This window comes from Bordetella sp. (assembly GCF_057362025.1).
Genome location: NZ_JBMQQZ010000072.1, coordinates 1 through 22,362 on the forward strand (window position 1 = coordinate 1; position 22,362 = coordinate 22,362).

At 65.0% G+C, this 22,362-nt stretch carries 19 protein-coding genes; 10 read left to right on the plus strand and 9 right to left on the minus strand.

What is annotated here, in order from left to right:
• The 3 genes from ACO1P8_RS13750 to ACO1P8_RS13760 form a co-directional block, all read right to left on the minus strand.
• The coding region (locus ACO1P8_RS13750) for a carotenoid oxygenase family protein (RefSeq protein WP_486296447.1) at positions 1-663 on the minus strand (663 nt) is incomplete at its 3' end.
• Between the two features lie 50 nt (positions 664-713).
• Complete coding sequence (locus ACO1P8_RS13755; protein WP_486296448.1) at positions 714-1,130, minus strand: DUF1398 domain-containing protein; 417 nt, start codon at positions 1,128-1,130, stop codon at positions 714-716.
• Positions 1,131-1,544: 414 nt separating this feature from the next.
• On the minus strand, positions 1,545-2,501 hold the full coding sequence (locus tag ACO1P8_RS13760) for a GlxA family transcriptional regulator (protein WP_486296449.1): 957 nt from the start codon (positions 2,499-2,501) through the stop codon (positions 1,545-1,547).
• A gap of 219 nt (positions 2,502-2,720) precedes the next feature.
• Here ACO1P8_RS13760 and ACO1P8_RS13765 point away from each other — a divergent pair, with 219 nt between their 5' ends.
• The 3 genes from ACO1P8_RS13765 (at position 2,721) to ACO1P8_RS13775 (ending at position 5,370) form a co-directional block, all read left to right on the plus strand.
• Complete coding sequence (locus tag ACO1P8_RS13765) at positions 2,721-3,707, plus strand: nitrilase-related carbon-nitrogen hydrolase (protein WP_486296450.1); 987 nt, start codon at positions 2,721-2,723, stop codon at positions 3,705-3,707.
• A gap of 115 nt (positions 3,708-3,822) precedes the next feature.
• Positions 3,823-4,365: a carbonic anhydrase gene (locus ACO1P8_RS13770; RefSeq protein WP_486296451.1), complete on the plus strand. Its 543-nt coding sequence runs from the start codon at positions 3,823-3,825 to the stop codon at positions 4,363-4,365.
• A gap of 108 nt (positions 4,366-4,473) precedes the next feature.
• A complete protein-coding gene (locus ACO1P8_RS13775; RefSeq protein WP_486296452.1) occupies positions 4,474-5,370 on the plus strand; it encodes an NmrA family NAD(P)-binding protein in 897 nt (298 codons plus the stop codon).
• Between the two features lie 92 nt (positions 5,371-5,462).
• On the opposite strand, the gene ACO1P8_RS13780 is transcribed toward ACO1P8_RS13775, so the two are convergent.
• On the minus strand, positions 5,463-6,158 hold the full coding sequence (locus ACO1P8_RS13780; RefSeq protein ID WP_486296453.1) for a GNAT family N-acetyltransferase: 696 nt from the start codon (positions 6,156-6,158) through the stop codon (positions 5,463-5,465).
• 467 nt (positions 6,159-6,625) lie between these two features.
• Between ACO1P8_RS13780 and ACO1P8_RS13785 the strand changes: the two genes are divergently transcribed.
• Entirely contained in the window at positions 6,626-7,507 is an 882-nt protein-coding gene (locus tag ACO1P8_RS13785) for an SDR family oxidoreductase (protein WP_486296454.1), read from the plus strand.
• 57 nt (positions 7,508-7,564) lie between these two features.
• Here the strand turns inward: ACO1P8_RS13785 and ACO1P8_RS13790 are convergent, their stop codons facing one another.
• Both ACO1P8_RS13790 and ACO1P8_RS13795 read right to left on the minus strand, forming a co-directional pair.
• On the minus strand, positions 7,565-8,347 hold the full coding sequence (locus ACO1P8_RS13790; protein ID WP_486296455.1) for an IclR family transcriptional regulator: 783 nt from the start codon (positions 8,345-8,347) through the stop codon (positions 7,565-7,567).
• Complete coding sequence (locus tag ACO1P8_RS13795; RefSeq protein WP_486296456.1) at positions 8,340-9,134, minus strand: IclR family transcriptional regulator; 795 nt, start codon at positions 9,132-9,134, stop codon at positions 8,340-8,342. Before ACO1P8_RS13795 ends, ACO1P8_RS13790 begins: the two co-directional genes overlap by 8 nt.
• A gap of 202 nt (positions 9,135-9,336) precedes the next feature.
• Between ACO1P8_RS13795 and ACO1P8_RS13800 the strand changes: the two genes are divergently transcribed.
• The 6 genes from ACO1P8_RS13800 to ACO1P8_RS13825 all read left to right on the plus strand — a co-directional run bounded on the left by ACO1P8_RS13800 (position 9,337) and on the right by ACO1P8_RS13825 (position 17,461).
• Positions 9,337-10,503 (plus strand): acyl-CoA dehydrogenase family protein, encoded by a 1,167-nt coding sequence (locus ACO1P8_RS13800; protein ID WP_486296457.1) that lies wholly within the window; start codon positions 9,337-9,339, stop codon positions 10,501-10,503.
• Positions 10,504-10,618: 115 nt separating this feature from the next.
• Positions 10,619-11,602 (plus strand): Bug family tripartite tricarboxylate transporter substrate binding protein, encoded by a 984-nt coding sequence (locus tag ACO1P8_RS13805; protein WP_486296458.1) that lies wholly within the window; start codon positions 10,619-10,621, stop codon positions 11,600-11,602.
• Between the two features lie 78 nt (positions 11,603-11,680).
• Positions 11,681-12,883: an acyl-CoA dehydrogenase family protein gene (locus ACO1P8_RS13810; protein WP_486296459.1), complete on the plus strand. Its 1,203-nt coding sequence runs from the start codon at positions 11,681-11,683 to the stop codon at positions 12,881-12,883.
• The gene (locus ACO1P8_RS13815; RefSeq protein ID WP_486296460.1) at positions 12,870-13,865 is read left to right on the plus strand and encodes an acrylyl-CoA reductase family protein; all 996 of its coding nucleotides are present in this window, start codon (positions 12,870-12,872) and stop codon (positions 13,863-13,865) included. Before ACO1P8_RS13810 ends, ACO1P8_RS13815 begins: the two co-directional genes overlap by 14 nt.
• Before the next feature lie 81 nt (positions 13,866-13,946).
• On the plus strand, positions 13,947-16,061 hold the full coding sequence (locus ACO1P8_RS13820) for an acetate--CoA ligase family protein (protein WP_486296461.1): 2,115 nt from the start codon (positions 13,947-13,949) through the stop codon (positions 16,059-16,061).
• Between the two features lie 125 nt (positions 16,062-16,186).
• Positions 16,187-17,461: a cation:proton antiporter gene (locus tag ACO1P8_RS13825; RefSeq protein WP_486296462.1), complete on the plus strand. Its 1,275-nt coding sequence runs from the start codon at positions 16,187-16,189 to the stop codon at positions 17,459-17,461.
• A gap of 57 nt (positions 17,462-17,518) precedes the next feature.
• On the opposite strand, the gene ACO1P8_RS13830 is transcribed toward ACO1P8_RS13825, so the two are convergent.
• From ACO1P8_RS13830 to ACO1P8_RS13840, 3 genes are all read right to left on the minus strand, one after another.
• Positions 17,519-19,060 (minus strand): ATP-binding cassette domain-containing protein, encoded by a 1,542-nt coding sequence (locus tag ACO1P8_RS13830; protein ID WP_486296463.1) that lies wholly within the window; start codon positions 19,058-19,060, stop codon positions 17,519-17,521.
• Complete coding sequence (locus ACO1P8_RS13835) at positions 19,057-20,991, minus strand: ABC transporter permease (protein ID WP_486296464.1); 1,935 nt, start codon at positions 20,989-20,991, stop codon at positions 19,057-19,059. The genes ACO1P8_RS13830 and ACO1P8_RS13835 overlap by 4 nt, the downstream gene beginning before the upstream one ends.
• 105 nt (positions 20,992-21,096) lie before the next feature.
• A complete protein-coding gene (locus tag ACO1P8_RS13840; protein WP_486296465.1) occupies positions 21,097-22,356 on the minus strand; it encodes an ABC transporter substrate-binding protein in 1,260 nt (419 codons plus the stop codon).
• Positions 22,357-22,362 lie beyond the last annotated feature (6 nt).

Sequence of the window (22,362 nt, forward strand, 5' to 3'; positions counted from 1 at the left end):
CGGATGGTGCCGATTGTGAGCGCCTAGGCGCAACGGTTCGGAGCCGCCGGCGGTCCATTGGCCCAAGGTATCCAGTTCCGCGCTTATCTCGTAGCTGGTCGTTGCTTCGTTGAGCGCGATAAAGCGGCCGCCATGCTGGATAATGTTCACGAAGGCGCCGTTTTTCAGGAACGATGGCGCTTCTCCCGGTAGGAATAGGCCGCGATCGACAGGCACAGGATGCGCGAAGCTTCCAAAGACGGCCCTGCCGGCCCGGCGCTCGACCATCAGGCTTTGCGTTTTCACGAAACGATTGCAATAACGGGCCTTTCCGTCTTCGATATAGACGGCATGAATCATGCCATCGCCGTCGAGCGGATAGGTGTAGCCGATAGGCTTGAACTCCGGGTTGGGTCCGTTGCGCATGTAGACGCCGCGCAAGTCGGCGGGAATCTTCCCCGAACTCACTCGAAGATCGTGTGCGTCGACCTCGCGCTGCACCGGAAGGAAGTTCCCGCTAAGATGCGGATCGTCGTAAGTCCAGGGCACATCGACTCCCTCGTCGGCCCGGGCCAGAGGCCACAGGGCATGGCTGCCGATAAGCGCGGCCCCGCTGGCGGCCAGATGGTGAAACGCGCGGCGTGTGAGTGGTGGCGACATGATGGTCCCCAAGAAAATGGACACAGTCTTCTCGCGCTCGGCACCGCCGGCGCATGTCAGCGTGTACGAATCAGCTATTGGCCTTCCAAAGCGGGATACTGCTCGACGTATTCCTCATCCAGGCAACCGTAGTACTTAACGGTTCGAGCAACCAGGTCCACGTCGTAGCGGACAACACCTGCGCGCCACGCAGCCTCGAGAAATTCCGGAAACGTGCTCTCTCCTGCCTGGTCGGTCCGCAGCGCCTTTACGAGCGCATGCCTATCGAATGCCGGTACGTCTGCCGCGCCTGTCACCAGCGGCGTTCCCTGCATGACCACCGGCCCATCCTGAGTCAGATACAGGCTCTGGCATGCCGGTAAGAACCATATGTTCCGCACGACGCCCGCTCGACGAAGGGTATCGGCCAGGTATGGAAACCCGCCCACTTTAGGTCTGTCGATCACGGCCCGCTGCTGCGCGGATTTCAGATTCTCTATCGCCTTGCTCATTGCCATTCCTCCTATTGCGGAAGCGGTGGTGCGAGAACGTGTGGAGGAGGCATGGCTTTCCATGGAAACTACTGTCGTTTCCATGGAGTGGATTGTCAAGGTTGATTGTCAAGGTCGTCACGTGGACAAAAAAATTGGGAGATCTCACATGTGAGGTGAGTGCCCGCGACGGATTACTGATTTTGGGTGACGACCGTGCTTTCCCGAATATGGGTGGACGGCTGGTTGGCCGGGGACGCGAATTGGAATACGCCAGTAGCCACTAACGCGTGTCACGCTGCCGTCACTCACCGACGCGAGCTGGCGCTGCCAAGCCTCGGCATCGGCAGCTGGAGCCGACGGTGTGGTATCTCTGCATCGAGGTCGTTGATGCTCTGGATATCGCGTGGGAAAAGCTTGTAGCATCGAGCGACTTCAGCTGCCGGCGGCGGATTCCGCCCGGGCGTTCCTGCGCAGGATATCGGCCGGTACACCGTACGTCCGGACGAACGCGCGCCGCATCCGTTCCCGGTCCGAAAAACCCGTTTCCTGCGCGACCACGTTGATCGTATGGCGGCCTTGCTCGATCATGAATCGGGCTGCTTCCAGACGAAGCTGTTCGACAGCTTTGGCGGGCGACTGACCCGTCTCGGCCACGAATGCGCGGCTGAACTGGCGAGGACTGAGGTTCGCCACTTCCGCAAGCTCTTCGATGGTGAGGGGATTGCGCAGGTTACGGCGAATGTGCGCGAGGACCAGTTCGATCCGATCGGATTTCGGCGTCATATCCAGCAGTGCGGAATGCTGCAGCTGACCGCCCAGTCGACGCTGATTCATGACGAGCAGTCTGGCAACCATTTTTGCGGCATCGGGGCCGAGGTCGTTGTCGAGCAACGCCAGGGAAAGGTCGATGCCCGCCGTCATTCCCGCCGAAGTCCAGAACGGACCATCGTTGACGAATATGCGGTCTTCTTCTATGCGGACATTCGGGAAACGCACCCTGAATTCGGACGCGTGCGCCCAATGCATGGTGGCGCGTCTACCATCCAGTAATCCTGCCTCGGCGAGGACAAATGCGCCGCTGCAGATCGAGCTTATCCGCCTGGACGCCTTCGCCGCCTCTTTGACGAACGCAACCACAGGCGCGTCGGAAGGCGGAATCTTCATTTCGGTGATCGAGCCCATGATGACGGTGTCGAATACCGGATCGCCGAATGCCTCGGTTTCCAATGTCATGCCACCTGAAGATACAACAGGACCGCCGTGTTCAGACAACAGATGGACCTCGTAGGAGGGTCCTTTCGGTGGCATGTTCGCGATCTCGAACACCGTCAGAGCCGCGAGGCTCATCATCTGAAATTTTCTCGGCACTATAAAGCCAATCCGGTGCATATCTGTTCCTGCCGTTCGCAATATGAACGTGATGTGAAGGAGTACCGTCTGGGTCGAACTCCCAGCTAGCAGACCGATGACGCTGAGCAGTGAGCTTACTGCGCCACGGCGACGGATGTCATGAATGGTGGCAACAACGACATGGCTAGTAATGGCGCGCGCCGTTAAGGTACAGGCACTTCTCTTAGCCGCGCCAGAACCAGCGAAAGGAACATCACCATGTCGAAAATCATCCGCGCCGCGGCGGTCCAGATTGCGCCCGTCCTCTATAGCCGGGAGGGTACTGTCGATAAAGTCGTCAGAAAAATTCTGGAGCTCGGCAAGCAGGGCGTCCAGTTCGCGACATTTCCCGAGACCGTCGTTCCCTATTATCCGTACTTCTCGTTCATCGAATCGCCGTTCGCCATGGGTTCGGAGCATTACAAGTTGCTCGAGCAGGCGGTGACTGTCCCGTCGGCCACGACTCGCGCAATCGGCGACGCGGCACGCCAGGCTGGAATGGTGGTATCCATTGGCGTCAATGAACGCGACGGCGGCACGCTCTACAACACGCAACTCCTGTTCGATGCCGATGGCAGTCTCGTTCAGCGGCGCCGGAAGCTCTCGCCCACCTATCACGAGCGAATGGTCTGGGGAATGGGCGACGGCTCAGGCCTGCGCGCAATCGATACCGCCGTGGGGCGCGTCGGCCAGTTGGCGTGCTGGGAGCACTACAACCCGCTTGCACGCTACGCGCTGATGGCTGATGGCGAGGAAATCCATTCGGCCATGTATCCCGGTTCGTTCGCAGGCGATCTTTTCTCGGAGCAGATTTCCGTGAACATCCGCCAGCATGCGCTGGAGGCCGGGGCCTTCGTGGTCAACGCCACCGCCTGGCTGACGCCCGAACAGCAACAGCAGATTCTGCAGGATACCAATACAACGCAGATTGGGCCGATCTCCAGCGGCTGTTTCACCGCCATTGTTTCTCCGGAGGGCGAGTACATGGGTGGCGCGCCGCTGCGTGAAGGAGAGGGCGAGATCATCGCCGATCTGGATTTCTGGCAGATCGACAAGCGCAAACGCATGATGGACTCCCGGGGGCATTACAGCCGTCCCGATGTGCTAGGGCTGGTGATCGACCGCACGCCGAAATTGCACGTCGTCGAGCGATCCGTCCGCGCAGCGTGTGAAGAGCCGGCCAGCGATCTGGAAGAGCTCGTCTGAGTCACACATGAAATCGCCCAATACCGTCGTCCGATGCACATCGCGCAAGTGCGATGCGCCAAACGCCGGGATCCAACCAGGCCACGTCGTTCCAACAACGCAGGAGTAAGAGAAAATGGACTTCAACGATGTCATGCTGGAGCGGAACGTCGACTTCGCAAATACCACGTTCGCGCCCGAATTGAAGATGATGCCGTCGACCGGAACGGTGGTTGTGGGCTGTGTCGACCCGCGCGTCGATCCTGCCAATGTGCTCGGTTTGAAGCAGGGCGAGGCGGTCGTCATTCGCAATGTCGGTGGCCGCATCAACAAACCGTTGCTCGAAACGTTGGCAGTGCTGAGTGTCGTCGCGAAAGCGGCGGGGCGTCCCGATGGCGCGCGCAATCTTGTTCTGCTCCAGCACACGGATTGCGGGATTATCGGTTGCCACAAGCATGCGCCTGCGTTGCTCGCAAGGCATCTTGGCGTCGCGCCAGAAGCACTCGATGAACTCGCTATTACGGAACCGTACGAAGCGGTGGCACTCGATGTCGCGGCACTCCGAGCGAACAGGGATCTTCCCGATAACCTGATCGTGTCGGGGCTGGTGTACGACGTAAAAACAGGCCTCATCAAGACCGTGGTTCCCCCCGCGCCCTTGCGTAAGTCGGAAGACTGAGAGCCGGCGGGATGTAAGAGCCAGCCGATCGTCGGGATTTCCTGGATGGTCGCTACCGCCCGCCACGCCGACGGACGAATACCGTCATGTTCCAACCTGGAGTATGAGATGAAGCACGATGTGTATCTGATTACGGGCGCTACCGGTGCAACGGGCGGTGCCGCCATCGAGGAACTGCTGTCGCGGGGCGCACGCGCGCGCGCACTGGTCCATCGCGACGATGAACGCGCCGCTTCATTGCGCACACGCGGCGTTGAAGTGGTTGCGGGAGACCTGCTCGACAGTCATGCCGTTCAGGCAGCGCTACGAGGCACGACGGGTGCCTATTTCGTGTATCCGATCATGCAGCCGCAACTCGTCGATGCGACCGCTTATTTTGCGCACGCCGCGAAGCTCGCAGGCGTTCGCTCCATCGTCAACATGTCGCAGATTTCGGCGAGCGCCGACGCGCGGAGCCATGCATCGCTTGCGCACTGGTATGGCGAGCGCATATTCGATTGGTCCGGCATTCCCGTCACGCATCTGCGGCCGACATTCTTCATGGAATGGCTAAGCTACGGATTTCAGCGCTCGCAGATCGCGAACGACGACCTGCTACGCGCGCCTGCCGGCAGCGGCCGTCACGCTCCGATCGCCGCTGCCGACCAGGGCCGCGTGATCGCTCGCATCCTGCTGGATCCTGAGCCTCACGCAGGCAAGACATATCCATTGTTCGGCGCGCAGGAACTGAATCACGAGCAGATCGCGAAAATAGTCGGCGATGCGCTCGGCCGCCCGGTGCGATATGAAGCAGAGAGCGTCGAATCATTCGAGGCGCGTCTCGAGCAGTTGGGATTGCCGGCGTATTTCATCCAGCACATTACGTCTGTGTATCGCGGCTATCAGGCAGGCGAGTTCGCAGGCACTAACGATCTGGTCGAACAGATAACGGGTCAAAAACCGCTTTCCGTGCGCGATTATGTCGTCGCTAATCGTGAAGATTTTCAGCCGGGAACGCAACGATAATTGATTGTCCCGTTCTGATTCATGCCGTTGGAACATTGATAGATCGACCGGCAGCGAAAGGCAGGCAGGCAGAATCAAACCCTTTTCTAGTCCTATCTCTTGTCGATCACGGTAAGATGCATGTCGACCCGTTCGACAAAGCCCAGTGCTCGATAAAGCGCGATAGCACCCTGATTCGATTTCAAGACGTGCAGGAAGGGGATCTCGCCGCGCGCCAGAATTTCCGAGATCAACGATCCCATTAATTCCCTTGCGAGCCCTTGTCCTCGAAAGTCTGGGGCTACGCACACCGCGCTGATCTCGATGTACCCACTGATCCGCATACGCTCGCCTGCCATCGCAACCAATTTTCCTTGCCGACGCACGCCAAGATAGTTCCCCAACTCGACTGTCCGTCGAGCAAATGGGCCAGGCTGGGTTTCAGTGGCCAAAGCAACCATGTCAGAAGCGTCACTATCGGTCAATCTGACGTACTCTCCTGTTTCGATGGGCATCGGTCTCCCTTGCCAGACCATCTGGACGAGCATCGCATGCTTCGCCACGACAAGATCCGGCAATGCAGGAATTGCGTCCGTGGTGCTGAAAGCAGCCGGCCCATGCTCCGCGATTAACGAGAGCAAGGTTTTGAGAGCGGCAGGGCTGACATCAGGCATTGCGGCGAATGGCGCGATCGTGGGCAGGTATCGGCGCACTCGGCCGTCGCCAATTGAAAAACGCCTTTGTTCGCCCGTGAGCGCATTCCAGATTACTTGATCCAACGGGTGCATCCCGTCTTCACGGTTTTCCATTCGCGTTCCTTCCATTGCCTGCCGCTATATCTGAAATTGCGTAATCCGTACCGGAATCCGCGGCTGTCTTCCGGTAAGGGAAGAGGGGCAGTCGCCGTTTCGGTGCGCTTCGCGTACGAGTTCGCTGCTTCCTGCAGCCTCACCTCCCAGCGCGATTCAGGGGGAGCCATTGACGATGTTATCTCGGTGAACTCGTCCGCAAGCAACGCTGGTTATAGATTTTTTCGACATCTAAAAATCGCGTCAACCCCTATGCTGCGGCGACTTGATATTTGCCACTTGACGTTGGATGTCAATCGACATCTAATATGGTGTCGATCAACATCTAAATTGGCGATAGCAAAGCGATTGCATCCGAGACGGACTCAACAGGCGATTGCGGGCTTCGTCGTCGTTTCAGGTACGGCTAGCCGTGCGTCTCCGCCGAGCCGTGTGTCTCTCGTCCATGATCAAACAGAAAGATATCTATGATGCCCAAGACCGTACTTATCACTGGCACCAGTAGCGGTTTCGGTCGCGACGCGGCGGAAACACTGGCTAAGGCCGGACACCATGTGTACGCCGCCATGCGCGATGTGAGCGGCCGCAATCGGCAACATGCAGAGGCGTTGCAGGCCCTGGGTGTCAAGGTCGTGGAGATCGATGTCACCGATGATGTGAATGTCGAGCGTGGAGTGGCATCCGTGCTGGCGCAGGCCAAACACCTTGATGTCGTCGTCAACAATGCCGGCATTGGGTCGGCTGGTGTCTCCGAGTCATTCACTGCGGACCAGGCCAAGGCACTCTTCGAGGTAAACGTCTTCGGTGTCCAGCGGATGCTGCGAGCCGTGCTTCCATCCTTCCGTCGCCAGGGCCAGGGGTTGGCGATAAACATTGGATCGATTCTCGGTCGAGTGACTTTCCCGTTTTTCGGTCTTTATGGTGCATCGAAGTTCGCCCTGGAGGCATTGACCGATAGCTATCGATACGAGTTGTCCGCCTCGGGCATCGATGTTGTGCTTGTGCAGCCGAGCAACTATCCGACGGGGATTTTCGCGAGTGCCCAGCGACCTGCTGACGAGGGCCGTGCAGTCGAGTATGGGGAGATCGGCAAAGTCCCCGAGAAAATGGTCCAGACCCTGATGGATCTGTTCCAAAGCGAGAATGCTCCGAATCCGCATGACGTCGCCAAGGCTATTGCCACTATCATCGATCAGCCTGCCGGCTCGCGGCCGGCGCGAGTGGTCGTGGGCCAGCCGTTCGGTACCGACATCATGAATGCTCAGTCTGAGTCGATTCAGGGGCAATTGCTGGAAGGCCTCGGTTTGAGCGGACTCGCCAGGCCGGCCAAGGCTGCTGCGGCGGTTTAAGACGGTATGGAGGGCCGGTGTCGCACTGGCCCACTGTCGCTGCTGCGACGCCTGGCCCTACACCCCATCCCGCATCCCCAGCATGCGCTCCACCTCCCGTGCCAGCGCCACCAGCCGTGGACCGATGTCCGCTGCCCGTTCCCGGTATGGCCCGTCACTGGATGGCACGCCGCAATTGAACACATACAAAAGCGACTGATAGGGACGGCAGAGCGGCGCGGCGAAACCGTACGCATCGGGGCGCCACTGCACGTTGTTGCCGCAGTACCCCTTGCGCTCCAGATCCCTGCGGGCGGCCGCCAATGTGCCGATATGCGCGGCGTAGTGGTGGGGGTCGGCCAGTTTCAGTTGGTTCAGGACGGACGCGCGATCGGCGTCGGACGATCGTGCCAGCCACGCCTTGCCGGCCGCGCTGGATAGCAGGGGCAGGGCCGCGCCGATGTCCGGGCGCGTTTGCAGTGCTTCGTTGGATCTTGCCGTATCCACATAGACCATCTGCAGCCGGTCCCGGACCACCAGCGACACGGCGCCGCGTATGTGGTTGGCCACCATTTTCATCAAGGGCCGGGCGACCTGGCGGATGGGCATGCTGGCCAGCAGGGGATGGCTAAGCGCCAGTACGGCCGCGCCCAATCTGTAGCGTGGCGGCTCCCCGACCGCTTGCAGGTAGCCCAGTTGCACCAGCGTATGCGTCAGGCGCGCCACCGCGCTTCGGGACAGTCCGGTGCGCAGCGCGAAGTCCTTGTTGGCCAGGAGGGGGCGTTCCGCGCTGAAGCACGCCAGGATGTCGATGCCGTGCGCCAGGGTGGCGGCGAAGTCGGGGTCGTGGCGCTCAGGCATCTTGCGCGTCCAGCATCCGTTCGACGCGCGCGACCAGTTTGCACAGGCGCGGGGCGATGCGCGTGCGCAGCGCGCCGGGGCGCAGGCGGGACAGGGGCACGCCGCAGTTAAAGACCAGCACGCGGCCGTCGACGGGCTTGCGCATGGGCACGGCGACCGCATGGATGTCCGATAGCCAGTCGCCTTCCGATACGCAGTATCCATGCCGCGCGAAATCGTCCTGGGCTTGCCGCCACGCTGCCTGGTGCCGGGTCCATGCGGCCGCGTCCTGTTGGCGCAGCGCTTCCAGTATCGGCCCTGCCTGGTCCGCCGGGGCCTGCGCCAGCCACGCGCGACCCATGGCGCAGGGCAGCAGAGGAAGCAAGGCGCCGATGTCGGGCCGGAAGGCGATGGCGTCGTGGCCGCGGCAGGTCTCCAGATACACCATGTGCAGGTCATGCTGCATGCCCAGGGACACCGATCCGCCCGCGAATTCCGCCAGGCGCTGCATCATCGGCCGTGCAAGCTGGCGCACGCGCACGTTGGCAAGCAGGGGGTAGCTCAGCGCCAGGACGGCCGGGCCCAGCCGATACCGCCGCAGGCCGGCGTCGTACGAGAGCAGGCCGCGCTGCACCAGAGTGTTGGTCAATCGCGAGATGGTTGCCTTGGACAAGGCCGTGCGCGCGGACAGGTCGCCGTTGCTTAGGGCGGGCTCTCCGTGACGGAAGGCCTGGAGCACCGACAGGCCGTGCGCCAGCGTGGTGGCGAAGGCGGGATCGGGATGGCGCTTGCGGGATGTGGCGGGCATGGGAGGCATCCGGATGCGGCATGGCCTGGCCGCGCGGGTGGTCCGATCATAGAACAGCTGCGGGCGGCGCGGCGTGTCCCGCGTTCAAGATATCGAAACAGTTGTCTCGCGGATTCCAGGGTTTTGCTAGGCTGCTTCCAGCTTGGTCCACGAGCCCGCGCACCCACACCGAACGCGGCCGCCAGGAAATGGAGACAAAGACATGATCAGGGATGCCGAAGGCTACGCGGGATTCATCGATAGCCTGCGCCGCTTCGTCCGGGAGCGTCTGATACCGCGCGAAGCGGAAGTTGCCGCGCGGGACGAGGTGCCCGGCGATATCGTGGCGGCCATGGCCGCGCAAGGCATGTTCGGCTATTCGATCCCGCAAGCCTTCGGCGGCGCCGGCATGACGACCGAGGAGCTGATCCTGGCGGCGCTGGAGCTTTCGCAGTGTTCGGTGGCGTTCCGGGCGCGTGTCGGGACGAATACCGGGATCGGTTCCGAAGCCTTGGTGGCCGATGGCACCGACGCGCAGAAGCAGCGCTACCTGCCGGGGCTGGCCAGCGGCGAGTTGACGGGCTGCTTCGCCCTGACGGAACCGGAAGCGGGTTCGGACGCGACGGCCTTGCGCACGACGGCGGTGCGCGACGGCGACGAGTATGTGCTGAACGGCGAGAAATGCTTCATCACCAATGCGCCCCTGGCCGACGTGTTCACCGTGATGGCGCGCACCGATCCGGACGAGGCGGGCGCGCGCGGGATCACGGCTTTTATCGTCGAGCGTGGCGCGCAGGGATTGTCCACCGGGCAGGCTTACGACAAGATGGGGCAGGCCGGCTCGCCGGTCTCCGCGGTGTACTTCCAGGATTGCCGCGTGCCGGCCGCCAACATCATCGGCGGTCGCGAGGGCCAGGGGTTCAAGACGGCGATGAAGGTGCTGAATAAGCAGCGCATCCATCTGGCCGCGCTGTGCATCGGCCCGGCCATCCGCATGCTGGACGACACGATGCGCTTTGTGGCGCAACGCCGCCAGTTCGGCAAGCCGCTGATGGATTTCCAACTGGTGCAGGCGATGATCGCCGACTGCAATACCGAGATCCAGGCCGCGCGCGCGCTCGTGCTGCAAACCGCGCGCGCCCGGGACGAGGGCAGGGATGTGACGCTGGACGCGTCGATGTGCAAGTACTTCGCGTCGGAAATGTGCGGCCGCGTGGCCGACCGCTGCGTGCAGATGCACGGCGGCTATGGCTATATCGCGGACTACGGCATCGAGCGCTTCTACCGCGACGTGCGGCTGTTCCGCCTGTACGAGGGCACCAGCCAGATCCACCAATTGACGATTGCCCGCCATACCTTGACGCAGGCGGGCCATACGCCCGGCCGCTAGCCAGCCGCGCACGCCGGAGCCACGGCGTCGCGCGCAAGCCCGACGCCAGGTACACAGCCTTTCCCACAGCCGGGCCGCCAGAAGCCCGCATCGCACCGCCAAAGGAGACTTCGCCATGCTTGCCCAACGCCTTCACGGATGGTTGACCGCCATCGCCATTGCCGCCTTATCGTGCATCGCGCCGCATGGCGCGTCGGCCGCCTATCCCGACAGGCCGATACGCTTGATCGTGCCGTTCGCGCCCGGCGGATCCACCGACATCCTGGGCCGCATCCTGGCCGATACGCTGCACCCCATACTGGGCCAGCCCATCATCGTGGAGAACCGGCCCGGCGCGGGCGGCAACATCGGCGGCGACTTCGTCGCCCGCGCGGCGCCCGATGGCTATACGCTGCTGCTGGCCGCGGCAGGCCCCACGGTGATCAACCCCAGCCTGTACCGCAATATGCCGTACGACCCGGCGAAGGACCTGGCCCCCATCTCGTGCCTGGAGCGCGAACACAACCTGATGGTGGTGGGGAAGTCCATGCCGGCGAAGACCTTGCAGGAGTTCCTGGCGTATGCGCGGGCCCACCCTGGCAAGCTTTCTTTCGGTTCGCCGGGTAATGGTTCGCCCGCCCATCTTGCCGGCGAACTGCTGAACCAGAGGGCCGGCTTGAAGATGCAGCACGTGCCTTACAAAGGGACCGGGCCGGCCATCACCGATCTGGTCGCCGGCCACATCGACATGATCATCGACAACATGCCGGCACTGCTGCCGCAGGTCAAGGCGGGCAATCTGCGGGCGCTGGCCGTGCCCAGCGATAAGCGCGCGACCGCCGCGCCGGATATTCCGACATTCTCCGAAGCGGGGCTGGAGGGCTTCGTGGTCATGGCCTGGAAGGGGTTGATGGCGCCGGCCAAGACCGACCCCGCGATCATCGACCGCTTGCATGCCGCCGTGGTGCAGGCCTTGGCGGATCCGAAGCTGCGCACCCGTTTCCAGGAACTGGGCGCGGAGCCCCTGGGCAACACGCCAGCGGAATTCGCCCGCCAGATCACCGAGGAAACCGCGTGGTGGAGCAAGCTGGTGGCGTCCACCGGGGCCAGCGTGCAATAGCCACGGCGCCGGCCGGGCAAGGGCCTCGCCACGGGCGCCGCGCCCGCGGGCCGGCGTCGAATTCAAGGAGTAGAGGGCATGGTTGCCGAAGACGACAACATCCAGGATGCCGGTGTGCAGGCGCTGTGCGCGCGCGTCGAGCGCTTCGTCGATGAAGTGGCGATTCCGGCGGAGTCCCCGGCCATCGCGCGCGATGTCGCGCAGCTGGACCGCCGCGTCGCCGCCTTGCGCCAGCAGGCGCGCGCGGCGGGCCTGTACGCGCCGCAGCTGCCGCCGGAATGGGGCGGCCTGGGCTTGGGATGGCGGGCATTGGCACGGGTGCTGGAGTCCGCCGGCCGAAGTTTCCTGGGGCCCGCGGCGCTGAACTGCGCGGCGCCCGACCAGCCCAATATGCTGACATTGCTGCGCCTGGGGACCCCGGCGCAACAGGCACGCTATCTGGCGCCGTTGACCCGTGGCGAGCAGCGTGCCTGCTTTGCGATGACGGAGCCCCCGCCGGGTGCGGGCTCCGATCCCGCCATGTTGCGCACGCGCGCCGAGCGGCGTGCCGGCAAATGGGTATTGAACGGCCACAAGATGTTCATCAGCGGCGGCGTCGGCGCCGATTTCGCGCTGGTGCTGGCCATGACGGACAGCGGTGCCACGCTTTTTCTGGTGGACGCCGGCAATCCCGGCTACGAGGTCGTGCGCGACATCGGCATGGTCACGGTCTACCAGATCGGCGGCCATGCCGAAATCCGCCTGCGCGATTGCGTGGTGGAGGACAGCGCCGTCGTCGGCGAACCGGGACTGGGCCTGGCGCACGCCCAGTTGCGGCTGGAACCGGCGCGGCTGCTCCATTGCATGCGCTACATCGGCCGCGCCCGCCGCGCGTTGGAAACCGCTCAGGCGCACGTATTGCACCGGGAGTCCTTCGGCGCGCGGTTGGCCGATCTGCAGCAGATACAAGCGATGGTCGCCGATTCGCATATCGACCTGCATGCCAGCCGGCTGTTGACGCTGGATTGCGCTGCGCGCATGGACCTGGGACAGCCGGTCAAGGAGAGCAGCGCCATGGCCAAGGTTTTCGTGTCGGAAGCCGTGGGCCGGGTAGCCGACCGCGCCGTCCAGATGATGGGCGCACTCGGCGTATCCGACGACACCCCCGTCGGCCAGATCTGGCAGGAGCTGCGCGCGTTTCGCATCTACGACGGCGCCAACGAGTTGCACCGCGCGACGCTGGCGCGCCGGCTGCTGTCCCGGCATCGTGCCGCACGGGAGAACGCCCATGACGATCAATGAATTCCCGGCCTACAGGCTGCATGCCGGCGTGGACGGCGGACGGCCGGAGGGCCGCATCGAACCCATCACGGTCGAGGACCTGTCGCCTGGCGACACCCTGGTGAAAGTGGCCTACGCGGGCCTGAACTACAAGGACGCGCTGGCCATGGCCGGCATCGGCCGCATCGTTCGCGACTATCCACGTATCGGTGGCATCGACCTGAGCGGCACGGTGGTGCATTCGGCGGAGCCCGGCCTGCGGCCCGGCCAGGAAGTGGCCGTGCATGGCTTCGGCATCGGCGTGGACCACGACGGCGGCTACGCCCACTACGCCCGGGTGCGCCACGAGTGGGTCATGCCCCTGCCGGAGGGCATCGGCCTGCGCGAAGCCGCGGCAATCGGCGCGGCCGGCTATTCCGCCGCCTTGTCGCTGCACTGGATGGAGCATTGCGGACTGGCCCCGGATCGCGGCCCGGTGCTGGTCACGGGCGCCACCGGTGGCGTGGCCGGCGTCGCCATCGACATACTCGGCGGGCGCGGATACACGGTGTGCGCGATGAGCGGAAAACCCGCCGCGCACGATTATCTGCGCGAGATCGGCGCTCACGTTGTGGAAGCGCCGCCCGATCTGGCCGGCGCCAGCCGTCCCCTGGCGAGCGCGCGCTGGGCCGGCGTGATCGATTCGGTGGGCGGCGCCATGCTGGCGCACGCGTTGGCCGCGGTGAAACCCGAAGGCGTGGTGGCGGCATTGGGCAACGCCGGCGGCGGCGAATTGCCGACCACCGTCATGCCCTTCATCCTGCGCGGGGTCAAGCTGCTCGGCATCAATGCCAACAGTCCCATGCCACTGCGCCGCGAGGTATGGGGCAAGCTGGCGCGCGAATATCGGCCCCGGCATATCGACCGTATGGCGCGGATCATCGACCTGCCGCAGCTTCCCGCGACGCTGCAATCCCTGCTCGATCGGGGCCATATCGGCCGCACGGTCGTGCGCTTTTCCTGATCGCCGTCCATAGCGCGGTCGGGCATCTGCCCGCCGCCTATTGGCGTCGCTTTCGGGCTTTCTACGCTTCGAGCACACATCATGTCCGCAAATTCCGAATCCTCGCTATCGCGCCTGTTCCATCCGCGCAGCATCGCCGTCGTCGGCGCATCGGCCACGCCGGGGAAGATAGGCGCCATGCCGATCACGCTGCTGCGCCAGCATGGCTACGACGGCGGGATCACCCCCATCAATCCGCGCGCGGACACCGTGCAGGGCCTGCCGGCCTATCCCGATCTGGCGGCCCTGGACGGCGAAACGGACCTGATCGTGCTGGCGGTGCCCGCCGAGCACGCGGCCGACGCGCTGGCCCGTGCACGGCCCGGCCAGGCGGCGGGCGCCGTCGTCTTCACGTCCGGGTTCGCGGAGGCGGGCGAGGCGGGCAGGGCGGCGCAGGAGCGCCTGGTGGAAGTGGCCCGTGCGCGCGGCATCCGCCTGCTGGGGCCCAACTGCCTGGGTTTCATGAATGTGCGCGACCGCGTGTATGCGACGTTCACGCCTGCCGCGGCACGCGATCCCGCGCGCGAAGGCGGCATCGGCATGGTGTCCCAGAGCGGCGCCTTCGGCGCCTACGCCTATAGCATGGCGCAGGCGCGCGGCCTGGGCCTGTCGTATTGGATCAGTACCGGCAACGAAGCCGATATCGACGTTGCCGACTGCATCGCCTGGCTGGCAGGGGACCCGCACACCCGGGTCATCATGACCTACATGGAAGGGTGCCGCGATGGCGGCAAGCTGCGCCGGGCGCTGGATGCGGCACGGGAAGCGGGCAAGCCGGTGGTCGTCACCAAGATCGGCCGCACCCAGGCCGGCGCGCAGGCGGCGGCCTCGCATACGGCCGCGCTGGCGGGCGACGATGCCGTCTATGACGCGCTTTTCCGTCAGCATGGGGCACTGCGCGCGCGCACCATCGAGGAGTTCTTCAATCTGGGCTACGCGCTGGATACCTTGCGCCACTATCCACGCGGCAAGCGGCTGGCCATCCTTTCCATTTCGGGCGGCGTGGGTGCCCTGATGGCGGACGAGGCCAGCGACTCCGGCCTGGGGCTGCCCGAGCCCGCGCCCGCGGCCCAGGCCAGGCTGCTGCGGCATGTGCCGTTCGCCAGCGCGCGCAACCCCATCGACGTCACCGGGCAGGCCGTGACCGAGCCGGGCCTGCTATGGGCGACGGCCCAGGACGTCCTGGGCGATGGACAGTATGACGCCGTGGCGGTGTTCCTGGCGGCGGCCGGGTCGTCGCCTGCGCTCTGGCCCACCTTCGAGGCATTCGCGCAGGGGCTGCGCGACAAATTTCCTGAGGTGCCTGCCGCCATCTGCGCGCTGTTCCCGGTGGAACGGCAACGGCAGCTGGAGCAGCAGGGTTGCCTGGTGTTCGCCGATCCCAGCGCGGCCATCCGTACGCTGGGCGTCATTGCCTCCGCTTTCGCGGACACGCCGGCCGCCCAACCGGCGCCGGAGGCGCTCGATGATGCCATTGCCACGCTGGACCTGCCGGCGGGGGGATGCAACGAGGTACAGGCCATGGAGATCCTGCGGCGGGCGGGTATTCCGGCGCCCGCCTTGGCTTTGGCGGGCAGCGCCGACCAGGCCGTGGCTGCCGCCGCGGCCTTGCAAGGCCCGGCCGTGCTGAAGATCGTCTCGCCCGACATCGCCCACAAGAGCGACGTCGGCGGCGTGAAGGTCGGTGTCGCGGGGGAACAGGACGTGCGCGCTGCCTATGCCGGCATCCTGGCCGCCGTGCGCGGCCGGCGGCCCGACGCGCGCATCGACGGCGTGCTCGTCGCGCCGCTGCTGCGCGGCGGCGTGGAATGCATCGCCGGCGCGCACCTGGACCCGGTTTTCGGCCCGGTGGTCATGTTCGGCCTGGGTGGGGTATTCGTGGAGGTGCTGAAGGACGTCAGTTTCCGGTTGGCCCCGTTCGGCCGCGACCAGGCGCTGGGGATGATCCGGGAGATCCGCGGCTACGCGCTGCTGCAAGGGGCGCGCGGCGAGCCGCCTTGCGATATCGACGCCATCGCGGATGTCCTGGTGGCGCTATCGCGCTTCGCGTACCGGCATCGCGCGTCCATCGGGTCGGTCGAGATCAATCCTTTGCTGGCGCGTCCGCGCGGCCAGGGGGTGGTCGCCCTGGACGCGGTCATCGCGCCGCCTCCCTGACGCGATGCCGCACCCGAAGGGGCGGGAATAGCGTCGACATGCCGGTTTGATTTGGGTCAAACCGCCGGCGAAAGATCGGCAGTCTGATAGGCACGGTGGCCGCCTTCGCTCGCGGGAGATGGCAGATGCTGATCATCGCGGTATTCATCTCGACGGTCTTTTTCTACAGCCTGGTGTCCCGGCGACTGGAGCGGACGGTTCTGACCGCGCCCATTGTGTTCACCGCGGTTGGCGCGCTCATGTCCGCTTCGCTTGCAGCCGTGGCCGAACTCGCGCTCGATCGCAAGGATCTGCTGCTCATCGCGGAGCTCGGCCTGGTGATGACCCTCTTCAGCGACGCGTCGCGGGTCAGCCCGCGCATGCTGAAGGGCGACACCAATCTGCCCGTACGGCTGCTGAGCACCGGGATGCTGCTGACGATCGGGCTGGGCGTACTGCTGGCGATGGCGGTGTTCCGCATGCTGAGCTGGTGGGAGGCGGGCATCCTGGCCGCTATCCTGGCGCCGACCGACGCCGGGCTGGGACAGGTCATCGTGAACAGTACCCAGGTGCCGCAACGGATCCGGCAGGCCTTGAATGTGGAGGCGGGCCTGAACGATGGGCTCTCGGTTCCTTTCCTGATGTTCTTCATCGCGCTGGCCGAAGCGACGGAGACGAGCCAGGGGGGCAGGGTACTGACGCGCTTCCTGATCGAGCAGCTCGGCTACGGGACACTGGTCGGACTCGGCGTCGGATTGCTGGGCGGCTGGGCACTGGGGGTGGCGCAACGCAAGGCGTGGATGGCGGAGAACATCGCGCAGCTGGGCGTCATGGCGTTGCCGCTGGCATGCGTGGTGGCGTCCGAGGCCAGTGGCGCGAGCATGTTCATCGCGGCGTTCGTGGCGGGCCTGGCGACGCAATGGGGCTTCAGCGATGTGGGCCGGCACAGCGTCGAATTCGCCGAGGACTGGGGACAATTCCTGAACTATTTCGTGTTCTTCATGTTCGGCCTGTTCGTTGCCGGCGTCTGGGCGCAATTCGATACCGCCATCCTGGCCTATGCGGTGCTGAGCCTGACGCTGATCCGCATGGTGCCGGTGGCGATCGCGCTGCGGGGCACGCGCATGAGCCGGTCGACCGTCCTGTTCATGGGCTGGTTCGGTCCAAGAGGATTGGCGTCGATCGTCCTTGGACTGGTCTACCTGGATGGGGCCACCGGTCTTCCCGGCGAGCAGACGATCAAGCTGACGGCCATGGCGACGGTGCTGCTCAGCATCGTCGCTCACGGCCTGACGGCATTGCCCGGCATCGACCGGTACGCGAAGGCGATCGGCGCCTTGGATGGTTCCGCGCCGGAGCATCAGCGCGAGATCGAGGACGTCGATACATCCCGGTCGACGCACGGTGCCGTCCGTCCATGACCGGGCCTGCGTTGGACTTCGCCTCGTCGCACGCGCGACGAGGCGAATGCGCAGGGGTCAGACCGTGCCGGAACCCGTGATTTCGCCCTTTTCAAGCACGTATTGCCGGTCCGCGACCATTTCGGCGAAGCGCTGGTTCTGTTCGGACAGCAGCACGCTGGCGCCTTGCTGCTTCAGCTCGATGATCGCGCGCGCCATGTGTTCGACGATCAATGGGGCGACGCCTTCCGAGGGCTCGTCCAGCAGCACCAGATAGGGATTGCCCATCAAGGTGCGCGCGACGGTCAGCATCTGCTGCTCGCCGCCGCTCATGCGGCCACCCGGGCGATTCCGCATGGCGCGCAGGTTGGGGAACAAGGCATAGAGCCGGTCGGCGGTCCACGCCGGGGCGGGCCCGCCATCGGGCCACGTCCTTGGCGCTTGCCGGCCGACTTCCAGGTTCTCCTGCACCGTCAGGTCCGCGAAAATCCGCCTGTCCTCCGGGACGAACCCAAGGCCGGCCCTGGCGATCTGATGCGGAGCCTTGTGCGAGATGTCCCGGCCCATGAACGCCACCTGGCCGCGGCGTTTTTCGAGCAAGCCGACGATGGCTTTCAATGTCGTGGATTTGCCCGCGCCATTGCGGCCCATCAGGGCGACGACTTCGCCACGGCGGACTTCCAGATTGATGTCGTACAGGATATGGGCGGCGCCATACCAGGCGTTCAGGTCCCGCACGCGAAGCAGCGCTTCGGGCTGCGCGGGGCGTTGCGGTTCCATGCGGGCGTCGCGGCGCGCGCGCGGGTTGGCTTCGGTCTTTCCGCCCCCGCGACCGGATGGCGGTTCTTCGGCGGGCGGACGATGTTCGGGCTCGAAGGCGGCCCCCGAGCCAAAGTACACCTCCCGTACTAAGGGATCCGCCCGCACTTCGGCCGCGCTGCCCTCGGCGATCGCTTTGCCGCGCGCCAGCACGATGATGCGATCGGCGTGCGCGAAGACAACGTCCATGCTGTGTTCGGTGAACAGGACGGCCATGCCGCGTTCGACCACCAGCCGCTTGATCAGGGACATCAGGGCGTTGCGCTCGGTCGCCGCCATGCCCGCCGTGGGTTCGTCCATCAGCAGCAGCTTGGGGTCGTTCGCCAGCGCCATGGCCAGCTCGACGCGCTTGACGTCGCCGTAGGCGAGTTCGCTGCAAGGACGGTGCGCCTGATCCGCCATGCCGACCTGCTCCAGCAGATCCAGCGCCTGCACGCGGTATTGCGGCGATGCGGGCCTGCATCCCGCGAAAATCCGCCGGTGGTGCGACAGCAGCGTCATCTGCACGTTCTCGACCACCGACAGGGACGCGAAGGTTTCGGTGATCTGGAAGGTACGGCCCACACCCAGCCGCCAGATATCGCGCGGATGCAATCCCGTCAGTGTTCTCCCATCGAGGGTAATGGACCCGGCACTGGGTTCGATCTGTCCGCCGACCATATTGAAGGTCGTGGATTTGCCCGCGCCGTTGGGCCCGATCAGCGCCAGCAGTTCGCCGGCCGCGACGTCGAAGTCGATACCGTCGACCGCCGCGATACCGCCGAAGTGCTTGCTGAGGTTGCGGACTTGCAGCAGGCTCACGACGATCTCCCGATCGCGCCGGCGTTGGACGGCTTCGCGGCGCGGCCGCGCGACTGGCGACGGTCCGCCCATTGACGGGCGAAGCCGGCGATGCCCTGCGGAAAGACCAGCACCAGCAGCAGGATCACGCCTCCCAGCGTGGCGCGCCAGTAATCGGTGGCGCGCATGACGTTGTCCTGCAGCCAGGTGAAGGCGGCGGCGCCGACCACCGGGCCGGCCAAGGTCTGGATACCGCCCAGCAGCACCATCACCAGCCCGTCGACCGATTTGCCGACGGCCATGACGTCGGGCGCGATGCTGCCCTTGGAAAACGCATACAGCGCGCCCGCCAGCCCTGCGAACAGGCCGGCGACGACGAAAGCGGCCCATTGCACGCGGCGCACGTCGATGCCGATGGCGTCGGCGCGCAGGGGGGAATCCCGTCCCGCCCGCATGGCGTAGCCGAAGGGCGAGAACAGCACGCGGCGCAGCAGCAGGACGCCCGCGACCGCCAGGACCAGCGTCAGGTAGTAATAGGCATCACCGGTCGACAGCCAGGCGGACGGCCACAAGCCGGTGATGCCGTTGGACCCGCCCGTCAGCCCGTCCCATTGATAGACCACGGACCAGACGATTTGCGAGAAGGCCAGTGTGAGCATGGCCAGATAGACCCCCGACAGCCGCACGCAGAACCAGCCGAAAACCAGCGCGCCCAGGCCTGCGGCCAGCGGGGCGAGCGCCAGCGCCGCTTCCATGGGCAGCGCCAGGTTTTTCAGCAGCAGGGCCGCGCCATATGCCCCCAGGCCGAAATACGCCGCATGGCCGAACGAGTGCATGCCGGCCGGTCCCATGATGAAGTGCAGGCTGGTGGCGAAGAGGGCCGCGGTCAGGATGTCGGTGAGCAGGATGGTGGCATAGGGGAAACGGTCGCCGGCCAGCGGCAGCAGGACGAGCAGGGCCAGTATCGCCAGGGCGAAGCCGCGCAGCGCGCGCGACGATGGCCGTAGCGGGGCTTCGATGGCGGCCGCGGCGCGCGCCGTGACGGCGGGACGGCCCAGCAGGCCCCAGGGCCGTATTGCCAGCACGACCGCCATGACCAGGAATTCCGCGACCAGGGTAAGCGACGAGAGCGAAATTTCCAGCCCGGCCACGTTGATGGTGCCCAGGGCAATGCACAGGGCCTTGATTTCGGCGATCAACAATGCGGCGAGATAAGCGCCCGGGATGGAACCCATGCCGCCGACCACCACGACGACGAAGGCGTCGCCGATGGTGCGCAGGTCCAGCCCCAGGCTGGCTGGCTCCCGTGGCAGTTGCACCGCGCCGCCCAAGCCGGCCAGCGCGGCGCCCAGGGCGAATACGCCGGTGAACAACCATGCCTGATTCACGCCCAGGGCGCCGAGCATTGCCCGGTCTTGCGTGGCCGCGCGAACCAGCGTGCCCCAGCGGGTGTGCGACAGCAGCAGCCAGAGCAGCAGCAGCACGGACGGGCCGATGGCGATCAGCACCAGGCTATAGGTGGGAAATTGCCGGCCGAGTATCTCCACCGCCCCGCCCAGCCCGGGCGCGCGCCGGCCCAGCAGGTCTTCCGGCCCCCAGAGGGCGAGCGCCGCATCGTTGATGACCAGCACCAGCGCAAAGGTCGCCAGCAGCTGGAACAGTTCCGGGGCATGGTAGACGCGCCGCAGCAGCAGTATTTCGACGGCGGCGCCAAGGGCGCCCACCGCCAGGGCCGTCAGCAGGATGCCGCCCCAATATCCCAGGCCCGTGGCGCCGAAGGTTTCGGTCAGGCTGTACGCGATATACACGCCCAGCATGTACAGCGACCCATGCGCGAAGTTGACGATGCGGGTCACGCCGAATATCAGCGACAGGCCGGCGGCCACCAGGAATAGGGTAGAGGCTTCGGCCAGGCCGTTGAGCAGCTGGACCAGTAATGCGTTGACGTTCATCTGGAAAATCCGCGAAGCAGGCGTGACGCGTGCGGGGCACGCGCCGACATTGCCTGGGTGGCAATACCGGCGCGCATGTCCGCCGCCTGTCCTTGGCGCGGTCGGCTAGCGCGCCGGGCGCAGCTTCCTGACTTCCTCGTCGGAGGGCAGGAAGTCCGCGCCATTCATGTAGCGGTAGTCGACCATGATGCCCTTGCCGTCCTTCTGCGCGAGCTTGCCCACGAAGGCGCCCATGGTGGACTGGTGGTCGATGGCACGGTACTCGATCGGCCCGAACGGCGTGCCGACCTTCAGGCCCTCGAAAGCCGCAATCAGCTTTTCCGTATCGGCGCCGCCGGCTTTCTTCATGCCGGTGGCCATCGATATGACGGCGCTATAGCCGATGATGGAGCCCAGGCGCGGGTAGTCCTTGAAGCGGTCCTGGTAGGCCTTCAGGAAGGCCGCGTGGTCGGGCGTCTGGATGGAATACCAGGGATAACCGGTGACGATCCAGCCGGTGGGGGTTTCGTCCTTCAGCGGATCCAGGTATTCCGGTTCGCCGCTCAGCAGGCTGACGACGGGCGTCTTGGGAAACAGGCCGCGCGTATTGCCTTCGCGCACGAGTTTGGCGAGGTCGGTGGCGAACAGGACGTTGAATATGGCGTCCGGCCTGGCGTCGGCCAGGGCCTGCACGACGCTGCCGGCATCGATCTTGCCCAGCGGCGTGGCTTGCTCGTTGACGAACTCGACATCGGGTTGCGCCTTCTTCATCAAGGCCTTGAAGGTGGCGGCGGCCGATTGTCCGTACTCGTAATTCGGATAGACGATGGCCCAGCGCTTCTTGTGCAGCTTGGCCGCTTCCGGCACCAGCATGGCGGTCTGCATATAGGTGGAGACGCGCAGCCGGAACGTATAGCGGTTGCCATCCTGCCAGACGATCTTGTCCGTCAGCGGTTCGCTGGCCAGGAAGAAGACTTTCTTCTGCCGGGCGAAGTCCGTCAAGGCCAGGCCGATGTTGGACAGGAAAGAACCCATCAGCACGTCGACCCGTTCGCGCGACAGCAGCTCTTCGGCCGCGCGCACGGCATCGCCCGGGTTGGCATTGTCGTCGCGGGTGATCAATTCCAGCTTCTTGCCGTCGATGCCTCCCGCCGCGTTGACCTGCTCCACCGCCAGTTCCATGCCCTTGCGGTAGGGCTCCAGGAAGGCCGGCTGCGCCTTATAGCTGTTGATTTCGCCGATTTTCAGCGTGTTGCCCTGCGCGGCCGCCGGGGCCGATAAGGACAGGCCCGTCAACGTGAATGCAAGGCTGACGCCAGTGAGCGCGGCTGCGCGAAACAGGCGACCGGCGGCGCCCGGTTTCCGCGCGGCTTCTTGACTGTCCATGACTTC